16 protein-coding genes are annotated in these 16,586 nt (G+C 72.5%); 9 read left to right on the top strand and 7 right to left on the bottom strand.

The features are described 5' to 3' along the window. The first annotated feature begins 32 nt into the window (after nucleotides 1-32). Both QRN89_RS08880 and QRN89_RS08875 read left to right on the top strand, forming a co-directional pair. Nucleotides 33-974 (top strand): ROK family glucokinase, encoded by a 942-nt coding sequence (locus tag QRN89_RS08880; protein ID WP_290348802.1) that lies wholly within the window; start codon nucleotides 33-35, stop codon nucleotides 972-974. Nucleotides 975-1,126: 152 nt separating this feature from the next. Then, nucleotides 1,127-1,918, top strand: coding sequence for an endonuclease/exonuclease/phosphatase family protein (locus tag QRN89_RS08875; RefSeq protein WP_290348801.1), 792 nt, complete (start codon nucleotides 1,127-1,129; stop codon nucleotides 1,916-1,918). A 482-nt stretch (nucleotides 1,919-2,400) separates the two neighbouring features. On the opposite strand, the gene QRN89_RS08870 is transcribed toward QRN89_RS08875, so the two are convergent. Together QRN89_RS08870 and QRN89_RS08865 are read right to left on the bottom strand one after the other, a co-directional pair. Continuing rightward, the gene (locus QRN89_RS08870) at nucleotides 2,401-3,039 is read right to left on the bottom strand and encodes a hypothetical protein (RefSeq protein WP_290348800.1); all 639 of its coding nucleotides are present in this window, start codon (nucleotides 3,037-3,039) and stop codon (nucleotides 2,401-2,403) included. Then, nucleotides 3,032-3,811, bottom strand: a complete 780-nt coding sequence (locus QRN89_RS08865; RefSeq protein ID WP_290348799.1) for an alpha/beta hydrolase — start codon at nucleotides 3,809-3,811, stop codon at nucleotides 3,032-3,034. Before QRN89_RS08865 ends, QRN89_RS08870 begins: the two co-directional genes overlap by 8 nt. A 185-nt stretch (nucleotides 3,812-3,996) precedes the next feature. Between QRN89_RS08865 and QRN89_RS08860 the strand changes: the two genes are divergently transcribed. The 4 genes from QRN89_RS08860 (at nucleotide 3,997) to QRN89_RS08845 (ending at nucleotide 7,902) form a co-directional block, all read left to right on the top strand. Next, nucleotides 3,997-4,749, top strand: a complete 753-nt coding sequence (locus QRN89_RS08860; protein ID WP_290353629.1) for a lysophospholipid acyltransferase family protein — start codon at nucleotides 3,997-3,999, stop codon at nucleotides 4,747-4,749. A gap of 41 nt (nucleotides 4,750-4,790) precedes the next feature. Beyond that, nucleotides 4,791-6,014: a MacS family sensor histidine kinase gene (gene macS / locus QRN89_RS08855; protein WP_290348798.1), complete on the top strand. Its 1,224-nt coding sequence runs from the start codon at nucleotides 4,791-4,793 to the stop codon at nucleotides 6,012-6,014. Further along, a complete protein-coding gene (locus QRN89_RS08850) occupies nucleotides 6,011-6,700 on the top strand; it encodes a response regulator (protein WP_290348797.1) in 690 nt (229 codons plus the stop codon). The genes macS and QRN89_RS08850 overlap by 4 nt, the downstream gene beginning before the upstream one ends. 173 nt (nucleotides 6,701-6,873) lie before the next feature. Further along, entirely contained in the window at nucleotides 6,874-7,902 is a 1,029-nt protein-coding gene (locus tag QRN89_RS08845; RefSeq protein WP_290348796.1) for a 6-phosphofructokinase, read from the top strand. A gap of 515 nt (nucleotides 7,903-8,417) precedes the next feature. On the opposite strand, the gene QRN89_RS08840 is transcribed toward QRN89_RS08845, so the two are convergent. Both QRN89_RS08840 and QRN89_RS35550 read right to left on the bottom strand, forming a co-directional pair. Continuing rightward, a complete protein-coding gene (locus QRN89_RS08840; RefSeq protein WP_290348795.1) occupies nucleotides 8,418-10,349 on the bottom strand; it encodes an anthranilate synthase family protein in 1,932 nt (643 codons plus the stop codon). Nucleotides 10,350-10,444: 95 nt separating this feature from the next. Next, on the bottom strand, nucleotides 10,445-10,501 hold the full coding sequence (locus QRN89_RS35550) for a trp operon leader peptide (protein ID WP_078513512.1): 57 nt from the start codon (nucleotides 10,499-10,501) through the stop codon (nucleotides 10,445-10,447). Nucleotides 10,502-10,603: 102 nt separating this feature from the next. Between QRN89_RS35550 and QRN89_RS08835 the strand changes: the two genes are divergently transcribed. Together QRN89_RS08835 and QRN89_RS08830 are read left to right on the top strand one after the other, a co-directional pair. Then, nucleotides 10,604-11,956 carry a class II 3-deoxy-7-phosphoheptulonate synthase gene (locus tag QRN89_RS08835; RefSeq protein WP_290348794.1) on the top strand — a complete coding sequence of 451 codons (1,353 nt, stop codon included), beginning with the start codon at nucleotides 10,604-10,606 and terminating at the stop codon, nucleotides 11,954-11,956. Nucleotides 11,957-12,118: 162 nt separating this feature from the next. Beyond that, nucleotides 12,119-12,391, top strand: a complete 273-nt coding sequence (locus QRN89_RS08830) for a (2Fe-2S)-binding protein (RefSeq protein ID WP_390702001.1) — start codon at nucleotides 12,119-12,121, stop codon at nucleotides 12,389-12,391. A 30-nt stretch (nucleotides 12,392-12,421) separates the two neighbouring features. On the opposite strand, the gene bfr is transcribed toward QRN89_RS08830, so the two are convergent. Then, complete coding sequence (gene bfr, locus QRN89_RS08825; protein WP_290348792.1) at nucleotides 12,422-12,901, bottom strand: bacterioferritin; 480 nt, start codon at nucleotides 12,899-12,901, stop codon at nucleotides 12,422-12,424. Nucleotides 12,902-13,057: 156 nt separating this feature from the next. On the opposite strand from bfr, the gene QRN89_RS08820 reads away from it, so the two are divergent. Further along, entirely contained in the window at nucleotides 13,058-13,690 is a 633-nt protein-coding gene (locus QRN89_RS08820) for a sulfite oxidase-like oxidoreductase (RefSeq protein WP_290348791.1), read from the top strand. Nucleotides 13,691-13,708: 18 nt separating this feature from the next. On the opposite strand, the gene QRN89_RS08815 is transcribed toward QRN89_RS08820, so the two are convergent. Both QRN89_RS08815 and pknB read right to left on the bottom strand, forming a co-directional pair. Continuing rightward, on the bottom strand, nucleotides 13,709-14,572 hold the full coding sequence (locus tag QRN89_RS08815) for a deoxyribonuclease IV (protein ID WP_290348790.1): 864 nt from the start codon (nucleotides 14,570-14,572) through the stop codon (nucleotides 13,709-13,711). 4 nt (nucleotides 14,573-14,576) lie between these two features. Beyond that, nucleotides 14,577-16,502 carry a Stk1 family PASTA domain-containing Ser/Thr kinase gene (gene pknB / locus QRN89_RS08810; RefSeq protein ID WP_290348789.1) on the bottom strand — a complete coding sequence of 642 codons (1,926 nt, stop codon included), beginning with the start codon at nucleotides 16,500-16,502 and terminating at the stop codon, nucleotides 14,577-14,579. Nucleotides 16,503-16,586: the final 84 nt, after the last annotated feature.

Genomic DNA, 16,586 nt, shown 5'->3' with positions numbered 1-16,586 from the left:
TTAGCGGGGCTCGACCGAAAACTGAGGGACACATGGGACTCACCATCGGCGTCGACATCGGCGGCACCAAGATCGCGGCCGGCGTGGTCGACGAAGAGGGCACCATCCTTGAGACGCACACGGTGCCCACTCCGCCGACCGCCGAGGGCATCGTGGACGCGATCTGCTCGGCCGTCACCGGAGCCGGTAAGGGGCACGACATCGAGGCGGTCGGCATCGGCGCCGCCGGCTACGTCGACGACAAGCGTGCCACCGTCCTCTTCGCACCGAACATCCAGTGGCGGCACGAGCCGCTGAAGGACAAGGTGGAGCAGCGCGTCGGCCTCCCGGTCGTCGTGGAGAACGACGCCAACGCGGCGGCCTGGGGCGAGTACCGTTTCGGCGCGGGCCAGGGCCACAGCGACGTCATCTGCATCACGCTCGGCACCGGCCTCGGCGGCGGCATCATCATCGGCAACAAGCTGCGCCGCGGTCGCTTCGGCGTCGCGGCGGAGTTCGGCCACATCCGGGTCGTCCCCGACGGCCTGCTGTGCGGCTGCGGCAGCCAGGGCTGCTGGGAGCAGTACGCGTCCGGCCGCGCACTCGTCCGCTACGCGCGCCAGCGCGCGGCGGCGTCCCCCGAGAACGCGGCGATCCTGCTCGCCCTCGGCGACGGCACCCCCGAGGGCATCGAGGGCAGACACGTCAGCGAGGCGGCGCGCCAGGGGGACAAGGTCGCCGTCGACTCCTTCCGCGAGCTGGCCCGGTGGGCCGGTGCGGGCCTGGCCGACCTGGCGTCGCTGTTCGACCCCTCGGCGTTCATCGTCGGCGGCGGGGTCTCGGACGAGGGCGAGCTGGTCCTCGACCCGATCCGCAAGTCGTTCCGACGGTGGCTGATCGGCGGGCAGTGGCGCCCGCACGCGCAGGTTCTCGCGGCCCAACTCGGCAACAAGGCGGGCCTCGTGGGCGCGGCGGACCTGGCCCGCCAGGGCTGACACCCCCACCCCCACACCCTTCCGGCGCCTGCCGCCCCTCCCGGGGCGGCAGGCGCCGGCGCACTCACCCCGATCGCGCGCGGCACGCCGCGCGCGGCACGCCGTGCGCGGGGGCCGGGGCAACGCGGGCGGGGCCCGTTATCTTGAGGCGCATGGTGACGTCCGCGACGCGACCGCTGCCCAACTCCCGTACCGAACCCGACGGTTCGGCCGTGATCCGGGTCCTCAGCTACAACATCCGCTCCCTGCGCGACGACGAGGACGCGCTCGCCCGCGTCATCCGCGGCTGCCGGCCCGATCTCGTCTTCGTCCAGGAGGCCCCCCGCTTCTTCCGATGGCGCAAGCACGCCGCCCGTCTCGCGGCCAAGAGCGAACTGGTCGTGCTCAGCGGAGGCGCGACCGCTGCGGGACCGCTGCTGCTGTGCTCGCTGCGGGCGACCGTCGAGCGCACCGAGGACGTTCTGCTGCCGCTCACCCCGGGTCTGCACCGGCGCGGCTTCGCCACCGCCGTGGTGCGTGTCGGTGGCGCGCGGCTCGGGCTGCTGAGCTGCCATCTGAGCCTGCAGGCCGACGAGCGCTACGCCCAGGCCGGAATGCTGCTCGACCGGCTCGCCGCGATGGACGTGCCGCATGCGATCGCCGCGGGCGACATCAACGAGCGCCCCGGCGGGCGCAGCTTCCGGCGTCTCGCCGCCGGGCTCCGGGACGCGTGGGCGGTCAGCCCCTGGGGCGGGGAGTGCACCTGGACCCCGGCGGACCCGCACCAGCGGATCGACGCGATCTTCGTGACTCCCGGCATCGAGGTCCTCGGCTGCGGAGTACCCGTGGGGCTGCCGGGGGTCAGCGAGGCCGATCTGAAGGCCGCCACGGACCACCTCCCGGTCCTGGCCGCCCTGCGCGTGCCCGCCGCCACGGCCTCGGCGCCCGGGACGGCTCCTGCCTAGGGGCGCGTCCGGAGTCGGGTTGCGGCGGGCGTCGGGTCCGGCCTGGGAGTCGCGTCCGGTGTCCGGGACGGCTCCGGCCAGGGGTTCGTGCCCCGGCGTCGGGTCCGGGTCCGGGTGCGGTCCGGGACGGCTCCGGCCTGAGGGTCGCATGCGGGTCGGGTCCGGCCCCGAGAGCGGGGTCCGGCTTACGGACGTCTCCGGCCACAGCGACGGGTTCCGCGTGCCAGGCGTCGCGGGCCGAGGGACTTTCGCAGCACGGCCAGGGGCACGCCACCACGCGGGGACCGGACCGGACCGGGCCCGGCAGCGGCCGCGCAGAGGCGGCCCGCGCCGACCCCTGAAGCCGGAGCCGTCCCGGACGCACGCTCGCCGCGTTGCCGGAGTCGTCCAGCTACGTCCAGTAAGAGGATGATCCTCCGCCTTGCGATCGCACGCACCGGACGCCGCCCTGCGGGCGGACGGAGCTACTTTCGCGACACGGCCTAGACGACCGCGCCGCGGCCCGGGTCGTCGTCGTCCTCGTCGTCCCCGTGCGACATCCGCGCCACCAGCGTGACGAAGCCGCCGAGGAAGCCGCCCACGCAGAGGGTGGTCAGCCACCACGTCATGTCCCACCGCAGGACCACGGCGAGCAGCAGCAGCACGGGCCCGCCGATCACCGCCAGCCAGGCGAACTTCGCGGTCGTGTCGGCCTCCGGCAGCGGCGGCGGCTCCGGCGGCACGAAATGGCCCTCGTCGGACTCGTCCAGGTCGTCGTCGTCGGCCTCGGCGACCGCGTAGTCGCGGGGCCCGCCGCCCACTCCGGGCGCGAACACGACGGAGCTGCCCAGCGGCGTGTCCGGCCGCGGGGCCTCGTCCCCGTCCTCGTCGTCGCCCGTGCCCTGGATCCCGCCTTCGTGCCCGGGGTCACGGTCACGGCCGCGGTCGCCCCCCTCGGAATCCGGACCGTCGTTCCGGACGACCTTCTCCAGACCCGCGAGGTCCTCCACCGACTTGAACGGCTTCGCCCCCGGCGGGTCCGCGGGCTCCTCCCCGTACCCGGCGACGATGGCCGCCCAGGCGGCCTCCTCGTCGATGGGCTGCGGCTCCCGGTCCCGGTCCGCGTCGTGCTGCTCAGCCACCGGTGGTGCTTCCCTTCTTGCCGACACTCGGAGCGAGGCGGCCGATGAACGTGTGGCTCTCCTCGAAAATCCGCTCCGCGTCATGGTCCAACGTCGCCACGTGGTAGCTCTGTTCCAGCAGGACCTCCCGGACGTCCGTCGACGACACCCGGCCGAGGATCCGGGCCGAGTCCGCGGGCGGCACCACATGGTCCTGCGGGCTGTGCAGCAGCAGCAACGGCTGCGTGACCTGCGGCAGCTCGCCGTCGAGGAGCCGGAGGAAGTTCCGCAGCGAGTGCGCCGCGTGCAGCGGGACCCGGTCGTAGGCGACCTCGTCCATGCCCTCCTTCGCGATGTCGTTGGCCAGGCCCCTGGTCGTGCGGACGAGATGGCGGGCCACCGGCAGGGCGTGCGCCGCCGCACCGTGCACCTTGTTGGCCGGGTTCACCACCACGATGCCGCTGATCTCGTCGCCGTGCTTGGCGGCGAGCCGCAGGGCCAGCGCGCCGCCCATCGAGAGCCCGAAGACGAAGACCTGCTCGCACTCCTCGCGCAGCGCCCGGAGCTCCCGGTCCACCTCCGCGTACCAGTCCTGCCAGCCGGTCACCGCCATGTCCTGCCAGCGGGTGCCGTGGCCGGGCAGCAGCGGCAGCGAGACGGTCAGTCCGCGCTCCGCGAGGTACTCCGCCCACGGGCGCAGCGACTGGGGGGAACCGGTGAAGCCGTGACAGAGAAGGACGCCGACCTCGCCACCCTCGTGGCGGTACGGCTCGGCTCCAGGAAGGACCGGCACCGGGGTCTCCTTTCGGGGCGCCCGGGGGCGTCCCCCGGTGGGCAGACTCACCGTACGCGACGGGACCGACACCGACCAGGGCTGAGGCCGCCCGGCACGGGACCACGGACGCGAGCGCGGTCCCGCCACGGGTTAAGGTCTTTTCGACGGATCCCAGGAAGGCACTCGAGTTGATCTACGGCGCAATGAAGTTCTCCATCGGCGGGGCGCTCAAGCTCGCCTTCAGGCCTTGGGTGGAGGGCCTCGAGTACATCCCCGCCGAGGGGCCGGCGATCCTCGCGAGCAACCACCTGTCCTTCTCGGACTCGTTCTTCCTGCCCGCGGTCCTGGACCGCAAGGTCACGTTCATCGCCAAGGCCGAGTACTTCACGTCGCCGGGTGTGAAGGGCAAGCTCACCGCGGCCTTCTTCAAGGGCGTCGGCCAGCTGCCGGTGGACCGCTCCGGGGCGCGCGGCGCCGGCGAGGCGGCCATCAGGAGCGGCATAGAGGTCATCGAGCGCGGCGAGCTGTTCGGCATCTACCCGGAGGGCACCCGCTCCCCGGACGGCCGGCTGTACCGCGGCAAGCCGGGCGGCCTGGCGCGGGTGGCGCTCGCCACCGGCGCGCCCGTCATCCCCGTCGCGATGATCGACACCGAGAAGATCCAGCCGCCCGGCAAGGTCGTCCCCAAGCTGATGAGCCCGGGGATCAGGATCGGCAAGCCGCTCGACTTCAGCCGCTACCACGGCATGGAGCACGACCGCTTCATCCTGCGCTCGGTGACCGACGAGGTCATGTACGAGATCATGAAGCTCTCCGGCCAGGAGTACGTGGACATCTACGCCACGGCCGCCAAGCGGCAGATCGCGGACGCGGAGAAGGCGGCGAAGGAGGCCGCCAAGGAGGCGGAGCGGACCGCCAAGCAGGACGGCGGGACGGAGCGGAGCGGCGACCGGTAGCGTCACCCGTCCGCCGGACGGTTTTTTTGGGGGGCACGGGCATGGCCAGGCGTGAACGGGTCGTACGCATGTCGGTCGAGCTGCCCCTGTGGCGTGCGCTGACCGCGTACCGCGTGCTGACGACGGGCTACGCGGTCCTCCTCCTCGTCTTCGCCGGCGACAAGTACGAGCGCCCCTGGGTGGCGGTCGGCTTCCTCGCCGTGATGGTCCTCTGGACGTTCGCGACGCTCCCGAGGGTGGCGAACGCCGCCGCCTGCACCAAGCGCTTCCTCGGTGCCGACCTCACGGTCGCCCTCACGGGCATCCTGCTCACCCCGCTCGCCGACGCGCAGGCGCAGCAGATCGACGGCCCGACGCTGCCGTCGATCTGGACGGCGGGTTCGGTGCTGGCCTTCGCGCTCAAGGGCGGCTGGCGCTGGGCGGGCTTCGCGTCCTCCCTGGTGGCCGTCGCCAACATCATCGAGCGCGGCGAGCCCAGCCGGGACACCTTCCACAACGTGCTGCTGGTGTGGGTCGCGTCCATCGCCATCGGGTACGTCGTCGAGGTCGCCCGCGCCTCCGAGCGCACCCTGGCCCGGGCCCTGGAGATCGAGGCCGCGACCCGCGAACGGGAACGGCTGGCCCGCGACATCCACGACGGGGTGCTGCAGGTGCTGGCCATGGTGCAGCGGCGCGGCACGGCGCTCGGGGGCGAGGCTGCGGAGCTCGGCAGGATGGCGGGCGAGCAGGAGGTCGCCCTGCGCACCCTGGTGGCCGGCGGGCTGGTGCCGGCGTCCCGGGTGTCGGAGGACGAGACCCAGGGCGCGGTCGTGCGGGTCGTGGACGAGCCGGATGTCGTCAGTGCCGGGGACGAGGGACCGGTGGACCTGCGCACGCTGCTGGCGCCGCGGGCCGGCCGCCGGGTCACCCTCTCCGAGCCGGGTGCCCCGGTGCCGCTGGAGGCGCACGCGGCGAAGGAGCTCGCGTCCGCCGTCGGTGCCGCCCTGGACAATGTCCGCAGGCACGCCGGTGCGGACGCGCGGGCGTGGATCCTGGTCGAGGACTGGCCGGACGAGGTGATCGTGACGGTCCGGGACGACGGACCGGGCATCCCGGAGGGGCGGCTCGCCCAGGCCGAGGGCGAGGGACGGCTCGGGGTCGCGCTCTCGATCCGGGGCCGGCTGCGGGACATCGGTGGCACCGCCGAGCTGATCTCGGTGCCGGGGCAGGGTACGGAAGTCGAGTTGAAGGTCCCGCGGGGGACCCGGGGGAAGGCGGAACGATGACGGAGACGAGCGGGGCGGCGGAGCGGCCCGTCCGGGTCATGGTCGTGGACGACCACCCGATGTGGCGGGACGCGGTCGCCCGCGATCTGGCCGCGGCCGGGTACGAGGTGGTGGCGACCGCGGGCGACGGACCGCAGGCGGTGCGTCGCGCCACGGCCGTGGGGCCGGACGTCCTGGTGCTCGACCTCAATCTTCCGGGCATGCCGGGCGTCAGGGTCTGCAAGGAGCTCGTCGGGGCGAACCCCGCGCTGCGGGTCCTGGTGCTCTCCGCCAGCGGGGAGCACGCCGACGTGCTGGAGGCCGTGAAGTCGGGCGCGACCGGCTATCTGCTGAAGTCGGCCAGCACGGAGGAGCTGATCGACGCCGTGCGCCGCACCGCGGTGGGCGACCCGGTTTTCACCCCGGGCCTGGCGGGACTGGTGCTGGGGGAGTACCGGCGGCTGGCGGCCGAGCCCGCGCCGGCCGCGGGGCCAGACGAGCCGAAGGCGCCGCAGCTCACCGAGCGGGAGACGGAGGTGCTGCGGCTGGTCGCCAAGGGCCTCTCGTACAAGCAGATCGCCGAGCGGCTCGTCATCTCGCACCGCACGGTGCAGAACCATGTGCAGAACACCCTCGGCAAGCTCCAGCTGCACAACCGGGTCGAGCTCGTGCGATACGCGATCGAGCGCGGACTCGACGACGCCTGACCCCGCCCGGGCAGCCGGCCCGGCTTCGGTGTCCGATCCACTCGATGGGGTGAACCGCAGGACGTCAACTGCCGTATCCTTAGCCGGAATTCACCTTTCGTACCGTCCCGAAGTGACCTGGGTCACTACTAGCGTGGCTGACGAATATGGCCACGACGGCGAAGGGACCTTCCATGCGGGTCGGAGTACTGACCGGGGGCGGCGACTGCCCCGGCCTCAACGCGGTCATCCGCGGCATCGTCCGCAAGGGCGTGCAGGAGTACGGATACGAGTTCACCGGCTACCGGGACGGCTGGCGCGGGCCGCTGGAGGGCGACACCGTACGCCTCGACATCCCCTCCGTGCGCGGCATCCTGCCGCGCGGGGGCACCGTCCTCGGTTCCTCGCGGACCAATCCCCTCAAGGCGGAGAACGGGATCCGCCGGATCAAGGAGAACCTCGCCAAGCACGAGGTGGAGGCGCTGATCGCGATCGGCGGCGAGGACACCCTCGGGGTCGCGGCGCGGCTCTCCGACGAGTACGGCGTCAAGTGCGTCGGCGTGCCGAAGACCATCGACAACGATCTGTCCGCCACCGACTACACCTTCGGCTTCGACACGGCCGTCGGCATCGCCACCGAGGCCATCGACCGGCTGCACACCACGGCGGAGTCCCACATGCGGGTCCTCGTGGTCGAGGTGATGGGCCGTCACGCAGGCTGGATCGCCCTTCACTCGGGGCTGGCGGGCGGGGCGAACGTCATCCTCATCCCGGAGCAGCGGTTCGACATGGACCAGGTCTGCGCCTGGGTCACCTCGCGGTTCCGGGCCTCGTACGCGCCGATCGTCGTGGTCGCAGAGGGCGCCATGCCGAAGGACGGCGACATGGTCCTCAAGGACGGGACGCTCGACTCCTTCGGGCACGTCCGGCTCTCGGGCGTCGGCGAGTGGCTGGCCAAGGAGATCGAGAAGCGGACCGGCAAGGAGGCCAGGACGACCGTCCTCGGTCATGTCCAGCGCGGCGGCACCCCGAGCGCCTTCGACCGCTGGCTGGCGACCCGCTTCGGCCTGCACGCCATCGATGCGGTGCGCGACGGCGACTACGGCAAGATGGTCGCCCTGCGCGGTACGGACATCGTCCGCGTACCGATCGCCGAGGCGACGGCGAAGCTGAAGACGGTCGACCCGGCCCTCTACGAGGAGGTCGGCGTCTTCTTCGGCTGACCGCCGGCCGGCCGGGGCGGTGACCGGAACCGCCCCCGCCGGACGGCGGCGCGCCGGGCCCGGGCCGGTGGATGCTCCGGGCGCGGCACGGTCCGCCCGAGGCGAGCGGGGCGGACGTCGCCGACGCGCGGTCCGCCCTGATCATCGCCCCTCCGCTTGATCAGCACGGCAGGCGCCGGTTCGCGTCCAGCCCAGGACTCCCGACGGGCCGACGACGGCGGATCCCGGGTGCGCTGTCGGTACTGGACGCCGGCACCGAGCCGTACAGCAGGAGCCGCGCGTCGTGCGCCCCTTCTGAGATCCCGCCGCGCGACCCCTGCCGTCCCCGCCGGGCCGCCCCGGAGGCCCGGACAGGGCACGGTCCGGGAGCCCGGGAGGCCAGGAACGGGAGCCCGGAGGGCACGGATCGCCACCCCGGACGGCACGGACTCGGAGCCCGGAGGGCACGGACCGGGTCCCCGTGTCCGCCCGGTCCGTGCCCGCCGGTCCGGCCCGCCGGTCCGGCCCGGCATCCGTCAGGGCGCCCGCTCCGGGACCACCGCGTCGAGGAGCATGCGGACGATCTCGCCCCCGCGCAGCGTCAGCACCGACTCCGGGTGGAACTGGATGCCAGCGAATCCCGCCCCGCGCAGCGCGTGGACCTCTCCCGACGGGGCGCGGCTCACCTCGACGCCGCGCAGGGCCAGCTCCCGCGCCGCCTCGTCGTCGCAGACGGCCGTGAAACTGTTGTAGAAGCCGACCGTCTCCTCCGTGCCGAACAGTCCGATCCGCAGTTGCGCGCCCTGGAACGGCGTCTCCTTGCGGGCGATGTCCAGCCCCAGCTCGGCGGCGATCAGTTCATGACCGAGGCACACCCCCAGCAGCCCGCCGCGGTGGCCGCGCAGCAGCTCCGCGGTGAGCGAGCGCAGGAAGCGCATCTTCGGGTCGGCCGCGTCCGACGGGTCGCCCGGCCCCGGGCCGAGCACGACCGGCCCGGCATGGGCGAGCACCGCCTCCCGCACACCCGGCTCGTCGTAGCGGCGAACGGTCACGTCCAGCCCCGCTCCCCGCAGCAGATGCGCCAGCATCGCCGTGAACGTGTCCTCGCCGTCCACCACCAGCGCATGCCCCGAGACCCGCTCCGGCCGGGACTGCATCCGCAGCCAGAACGGCGCCAGGTCCGCCCGCCGGGCGTCCAGGGCCGCCCGTACCCGCGGGTCGTCGGCCAGGCGCGGCCGCGCCGCCTCCGCCCGGGCCCGCCCCGGGCGGACCCCCAGCGCGGCCAGCACCCCCGCCGCCTTCGCGTGCGTCTCCGCCACCTCGGACGCCGGGTCCGAGTGGCGGACCAGCGTCGCCCCGACCGGCACCCGCACCTCGCCCGACGCGGAGATGTCGGCGGTACGGATCAGGATCGGCGAGTCGAGGGTCTGCGCACCGCCCGCGTCGGTGCCCAGCAGCGCCAGCGCGCCGGCGTAGTACCCGCGCCCTCGGCCGTCCCGGCCGGCGGGCTCGTGGCGCTCGATGACGCGGCAGGCGTTCTGCACCGGCGAGCCGGTCACCGTGGCCGCGAACATCGTCTCGCGCAGCACCTCGCGGACGTCGAGCGAGGAGCGTCCGCGCAGCTCGTACTCCGTGTGCGCGAGATGGGACATCTCCTTGAGACGGGGCCCGACCACCACACCGCCCATGTCGCCGACCGTGCACATCATCTTGAGCTCCTCGTCGACGACCATGGAGAGCTCGTCGGTCTCCTTGCGGTCGGAGAGGAAGTCCAGCAGTCCGTCGACGGTCGGCCCGCCGGCCGGGTAGCGGTACGTCCCGCTGATCGGATTCATCACGACCGTGCCCCCGGACATCCGCACGTGCACCTCCGGGCTCGCCCCGACGAGCGTGCGCCCGCCCGTACGGCGGCCCCGCCCCTCCGGCGCGGGTTCCGCGTCCCCGGTGTGGACGACGTACGTCCAGTACGCACCGCGCTCTCCGGCGAGCAGCCGCCGGAACAGCGCCAGGGCGTCCGCTCTGCCGAAGCCGGGGACGCACCCGGTGAACGTGCGCCGGATGACGAAGTTCGCTCCCTCGCCGCGCCCGATCTCGTCCTCCACCACGCGCCGGACGATCTCCGCGTACTCCTCGTCGCCGACGTCGAAGCCGCCGCCCTCCACGCCCACCTCGTGCGCCGGCAGCCGGTTCAGCACCTCGTCGAGCGGCAGCTCGCAGGACTCCTCGGCGACCAGCACGGAGAGCGGTGTGCCGTCGTCGTGCACGTCGAAGCCCCGCTCGCGGATCTGCCGGAACGGCACGAGCGCCAGCGAAGGGCGCTCGCCGACCGGGATGTCGGCGAGCCGCTCGACCTCGAGGACCGGGCCGGTCAGCACCTCGACGGTGTCGTGGTCGCGGCCCGGGGTGCGCCGCCGCAGCAGGGCGAAGGGAGGGGCGCCGGGGTTCAGCAGCCGGTCGAGGATGTGCATGGTGGGGTTCCTTCCGTGGTGGGAGGAACGGCCCGCGGAAACGGGAAAGGCCGCCCCTCGGGCGGCCTTCGCGGAACTCTGTGCGCGCGATCGGATCAGTGGGCCGCCGGATGAGCGGTCCACCACCAGTTCTGGGTCGTCTGCGCGAACATGCCCGGAACCCTACCCCACTCGCGTCCCGCCCGCCGGAGGCCGCCGTCTCACTTTCTGGGCCACGGCGTGGACCGACCGCTTCACCACGTAATGTTGTCGGGGTGACCGTGAACGCTAAGTCCACCGCAACCGGTGGCAACACCTGGCGAAACCTGCCCGCGGCGCAGCAGCCCGAGTACCCCGATGCCGAGGCTCTGCGCGATGTGATCGCGGACCTCGAGTCGTATCCGCCGCTCGTCTTCGCGGGCGAGTGCGACCAGCTGCGCGCCCGGATGGGAGCCGTCGCCAAGGGCGAGGCGTTCCTGCTCCAGGGCGGCGACTGCGCCGAGGCCTTCGACGCGGTGTCCGCCGACCACATCCGCAACAAGCTGAAGACCCTGCTCCAGATGGGTGCGGTGCTCACGTACGCCGCGTCCGTGCCGGTCGTGAAGGTCGGCCGGATCGCCGGCCAGTACTCCAAGCCGCGTTCCAAGTCGACGGAGACCCGTGACGGGGTGACGCTGCCGACCTACCGGGGCGACTCGGTCAACGGCTTCGAGTTCACCGAGGCGGCCCGGGTCCCGGACCCCGAGCGGCTGAAGCGGATGTACCACGCCTCCGCGTCGACGCTGAACCTCGTGCGCGCCTTCACCACCGGTGGCTACGCCGACCTGCGCCAGGTGCACGCCTGGAACCAGGACTTCGTGAGGTCGTCCCCGTCCGGACAGCGCTACGAGCAGCTCGCGCGCGAGATCGACAACGCGCTGAACTTCATGAAGGCCTGCGGCACGGACCCGGCGGAGTTCCGCACCGTCGAGTTCTACGCCTCCCACGAGGCCCTGCTCATGGACTACGAGTCGGCCCTCACCCGGGTCGACTCGCGCACGGGCGAGCTGTACGACGTCTCGGGCCACATGGTCTGGATCGGTGAGCGCACCCGCCAGCTGGACGGCGCGCACATCGAGTTCGCGTCCAAGATCCGCAACCCCATCGGGGTGAAGCTCGGCCCGACGACGACCGTCGACGAGGCCCTGCAGTACGTCGAGAGGCTGGACCCGGAGCGCGAGCCCGGCCGGCTGACCTTCATCGTGCGCATGGGCGCCGACAAGGTCCGGGACCGGCTCCCCGAGCTGGTCGAGAAGGTCACCGCCTCCGGTGCCACCGTGGCCTGGGTGACCGACCCGATGCACGGCAACACCTTCGAGGCGGCCTCCGGCCACAAGACGCGCCGCTTCGACGACGTGCTCGACGAGGTCAAGGGGTTCTTCGAGGTCCACAAGGCGCTGGGCACCCACCCGGGCGGCATCCACGTCGAGCTCACCGGTGACGACGTCACCGAGTGCGTGGGCGGCGGCGACGAGATCTTCGTCGACGATCTGCACCAGCGCTACGAGACGGCGTGCGACCCCCGGCTGAACCGCAGCCAGTCGCTGGACCTCGCCTTCCTGGTCGCGGAGATGTACCGCGACCAGTGATCCGGCCGGTACGACGGTGGGGCGTGGATCCGTGTGATCCACGCCCCACCGGCGCACCCGGGGCTTTTGCGACCGGCGGGCGGCGGGTAAGGTTAGGTTTGCCTCACCGATCTTCGGGACGGGCACCACAGTCGACCTCGATCCCGCCGGGAGGTGAACCGCGTGTACGTGTGCTCGTGCTTCGGCATCACGGAGAAGCAGGTCAAGGAACACGCGGAGGCCGGTGCCTGCACCCCCCGCCAGATCGCCTCGGTGTCCAAGGCCGGCACCGACTGCGGGTCCTGTGTACGTCGCATCCAGGGAATCCTGGGCCGTGGCGCGTGCCCGCGCCGCGAGCTGCTGGAGCAGGGCGACGGCGCCGCCGTGCTGTCCGAGGACATGACCCCGGTGGGCACCGAGACGGTCTCGCGCGGCCGGCTGCGCGAAGCGGCCTAGCGGCACGGGTCTCCGGGTGGGGACGGGGCTCTAGGACTCCGGCTGCTCGATCACCTGGGCGATGTAGAGCGGTTCTCCCAGCTTCTCGACCAGTTCCAGCTGGGTGTCGAGATAGTCGATGTGGTGCTCCTCGTCCGCGAGGATCGACTCGAAGATGTTCGCGGACGTGATGTCGCCCTTGGCGCGCATGACCTCGATGCCGCGCCGCAGCCGGTCGATCGCCTCGACCTCGACCTGCCGGTCCGCCTGGAACATCTCGGTGACCGTCTGTCCGATCCGCACATGGAACAGCCGCTGGTAGTTCGGCAGCCCTTCCAGGAACAGGATGCGGTCGGTGAGTACCTCGGCGTGCTTCATCTCGTCGAACGACTCGGCCCGGGTGTACTTGGCGAGCTTCGTCCAGCCGAAGTTCTCCTGCATCTTGGCGTGCAGGAAGTACTGGTTGATCGCGGTCAGCTCGGCAGTCAACTGCTCATTGAGGAACTCGATGACCTCGGGATCGCCCTGCATCGCAGAGGCTCCTTCCGCACATGTGACTCGGGCAGGATGCGCGCATCCTCGCACCGTGATCCAAGGGCGTCCAGTAAGTGCCTCCTTAGTCGGAGTTGCCCGAATCGGGCCAGACCTGGTCATGACCACCCCTCCTGGTCTGTCACCATTGAAGGCATGGGTCAGCCGGAGAGCCGGGAACACCGGGCGTCAGAACAGTCCGAGCTACCCCCGGGACAGCGTCTGCAGCGCGGCTGGCCGGTCACCCACTACGGGCCCGTTCCCAAGTTCAAGCCTGACCGCTGGGAGTTCCGCGTCTTCGGCGCCACCGCCGACGGCGACAAGCGCTGCTGGAACCACGAGGAGTTCTCGGCGCTGCCGTTCTCGACGGTCGTCGCGGACCTCCACTGCGTGACGAAATTCAGCATGCTCGGGGCCGAATGGGGCGGAGTCCCGGCCTCGACGATCGTCGACCTCGCTCCGCCGGCACCGGCGGTCACCCATGTCATGGTCTGGGCCGAGTACGGCTTCAGCGCCAACCTGCGCCTCTCCGACTTCCTCTCCGAGCGCACGATCTTCGCCACCCACAAGGACGGCGAGCTGCTCACCGCCGAGCACGGATTCCCGCTGCGGCTGATCGTCCCGCACCTCTACGCCTGGAAGGGCCCGAAGTGGGTCCGCGGCGTGGAGTACATGACGGCCGACCGCAGGGGCTTCTGGGAGGAGCGGGGGTACCACAACGTCGGCGACCCGTGGCGTGAGCAGCGCTACTCGTACCAGGAGGAGCCGGGGGACGGGCCCGAGTTCTAGGCCGTACGGGCCCGGGGCTCAGCCGTCGCGCAGCTTCTTCAGCAGTGCCACGTCGGCCGCGTACGTCTCCTTGCCGTGCCGGCCGCCGGGGGTCTCGATGATCAGCGGCACACCTTCCGCCGCGGGGTGCAGCATCAGCTCGCGGAACGCGTCCTCGCCGATGTGGCCGGCGCCGATGTTCTCGTGACGGTCCTTGCGCGCCCCGACGACGTCCTTGGAGTCGTTGGCGTGGAACAGTCGCAGCCGGCCCGGGCCGACCGTGGCGACGAGCACGTCCAGCATCCGTCCGGCTCCGCCCGGTGCGGCGAGGTCGTGACCGGCGGCGAACGCGTGGCAGGTGTCCAGGCAGACGCCCAGCCGGGGGTGGGCGTCCAGGGCCTCGAAGTACGGGCCGAGGTCCTCGACCAGCGAGCAGAGGGAGAACCCCTGCCCGGCCGTCGGCTCCAGCAGCAGGAACGGGTCGTCGTCGTGCGTCAGCTCGTCCAGCAGCGGCAGCACCAGCTCCCGCACCTGCGCGAGGGCCGTCTCCCGGGTCCTGCCCCCGGTCGCCGATCCCGTGTGCACCACCACACCCGCCGCGCCGATGTCCCGGCCCCGGCGCAGTGAGTGGCGCAGCGACTCCACGGACCGCTCGGCGGTGACCGCGCTGTGGGAGCCGAAGTTGATCAGGTACGGGGCGTGCACGTACGCCGGTATGCCGGCGGTCGCGCTCCCGGTACGGAACAGCTCGTCCTGCGCGGGGTTGCCCGCCGGGGTGGCCCAGCCCCGCGGATTGGCGACGAAGACCTGGACGGCCTCGGCCTCGATCTCCCGGGCGTAGGCCAGACCCGTCCGGGCCAGGCCGCCGGCCACGGGCACATGGGCGCCGACAGGGTTGTGCACGGTGCTAGAGCCCCTTGGTCCTGATCGTGATCGTGCTGCCCTCGGCGGCCTGCCCGCCGCCCTCGACGGACTGGCTCTCGACGGTGTCCCCGAGGAACGGGAAGGCCCGCTCGACCTTGACCTCGAAGCCCGCCTCCTCCAGCTCGCGCCTGGCGTCGCTCAGCGAGTCCCCGGTGACGTCCGGGACCTCGACCATCCGGGGACCCTTGGAGACCGTGAGGGTGATCGTGTCGCCCTTGGCGGCCTGCCCGCCCTCCCCGGGGGACTGCCGGGCGACGGTCCCGGCGTCCTCGGGGGAGTGGACCTGTTCCGGCGCGACCTTCACCTTCAGCCCGGCGTCCTCGAGGGTGCCCGTGGCGTCCTCGACGGACTCGCCGGTGACGTCCGGGACGTCGACCGGGGAGCCCTTGCTGACGACGAGAGCGATCGCGGAGTCCGGGCGGCGCTCGGTGCCGGCGGCCGGGTCGGAGCCGATCACCGTGCCCTGCGCGGCATCGTCACTGAACTCCCTGGTGATCACGCCCGGGGCCAGCCCGGCCTTGCGCAGGGTGTTCCTGGCGTCGGCGAGCTTCAGTCCCTCGAGCTCCGGAACCTTGACGATCTCGGGCCCGCGCGAGATGACGAGCGTGACCGAGCCGTTGTGGCGGATGCGCTGCCCGGGGTCGGGGTTCACGTCCATGACGGTGCCCCGGTCGTAGGCGTCGCTGAAGCCCTTCCGCACGGCCTCGACGTCCAGGCCGGCGGCGGAGAGCCGCTGCTTCGCCGCGGCCTCGGTCTGGCCGAGGACGGTCGGCACCCGGATGAACTGCCCGGAGTTGATGTACCAGACGCCGGCACCTCCGCCGAGGACCAGCAGCACGGCGACGACGGCGGCGAGGACCCCGCGGCGCGGTGCCGGCAGCCGGCGGCCCCCCGGACGGGACGGCGGGGGACCGGTCGGCGGCATCTCCAGCCGGCTCGTCCGGTCGACGGCCCCGCCCGCCGTGGGCAGCGGCCGCGCGATCACGCTCGTACGGTCCTCGGGACCGGCGGACGACTCCGCGCCCGGCGTCCGGGCCTGCGGCGGTACGGCGTCGAGCTGGTCGTCACCGAGTCCCGCGCGGGCCTCGCGGGTCCGACCGAGCAGGGCGACGGCGTCGTCGGGGCGCGACTCGGGGTCGCGGGCCGTGGCGGCCGCCACCAGGCCGTCCAGCTCCGGGGCGAGCCCGGGCACGGCGGCGGACGGTGGCGGCACGTCCTCGTTGAGGTGCCGGTACAGCACCTGGGCCGGGGTGTCGCCGGAGTGCGGCTTGCCGCCGGTGAGCATCTCGTAGAGCACGACACCGCAGGCGTAGACGTCGGCGCGGGTGTCGGCCGTGCCGGACTCGATCTGCTCCGGCGCCAGGTAGGAGACGGTCCCGAGCAGCGATCCCGTGGTGCTCGTCACCGAGCCCACGGCCCGGACCAGCCCGAAGTCGGCGACCTTGACCCGTCCGTCGTCCCCGATCAGTACGTTCTCGGGCTTCATGTCCCGGTGGACGAAGCCGGCCCGGTGCGCGGCGCCGAGCGCCGCCAGCACGGGCTCCAGGATGTCCAGAGCCGCCCGCGGCCGGAGCGCGCCCCGCTCCCGCAGCACGTCGCGGAGCGTGCATCCGGCCACGTACTCCATCGCCAGATAGACGTAAGCGCCCTCGGCTCCCTGGTCGTACACGCCCACCACGTTCGGGTGGGAGAGCCGGGCCACGGACTTCGCCTCGCGGATGAAGCGCTCGACGAAGGAGGCGTCCGCCGCGAGCGCCGGGTGCATCACCTTGAGGGCGAGCACCCGGTCGAGCCGGGTGTCCACGGCCCGGTAGACCGTGGCCATCCCGCCGACGGCGATACGCGCGTCGACGCGGTAGCGGCCGTCGAGCACCTGCCCGACGAGGGGGTCCTGAAGGGTCGTATCCACGCAGGCGAGTCTACGAGCCCGGACACCCGGCCCCGGCCCCCCGGCCGGGGCTGCAGCGGACCTGTGACGTGCGTCATCGGGACC

The organism is Streptomyces sp. HUAS CB01 (assembly GCF_030406905.1).
GTDB classification, from domain to species: domain Bacteria; phylum Actinomycetota; class Actinomycetes; order Streptomycetales; family Streptomycetaceae; genus Streptomyces; species Streptomyces chengbuensis.
Note: the sequence above shows the minus strand (reverse complement) of the source record. Positions and strands in the feature narration are given on the sequence as shown.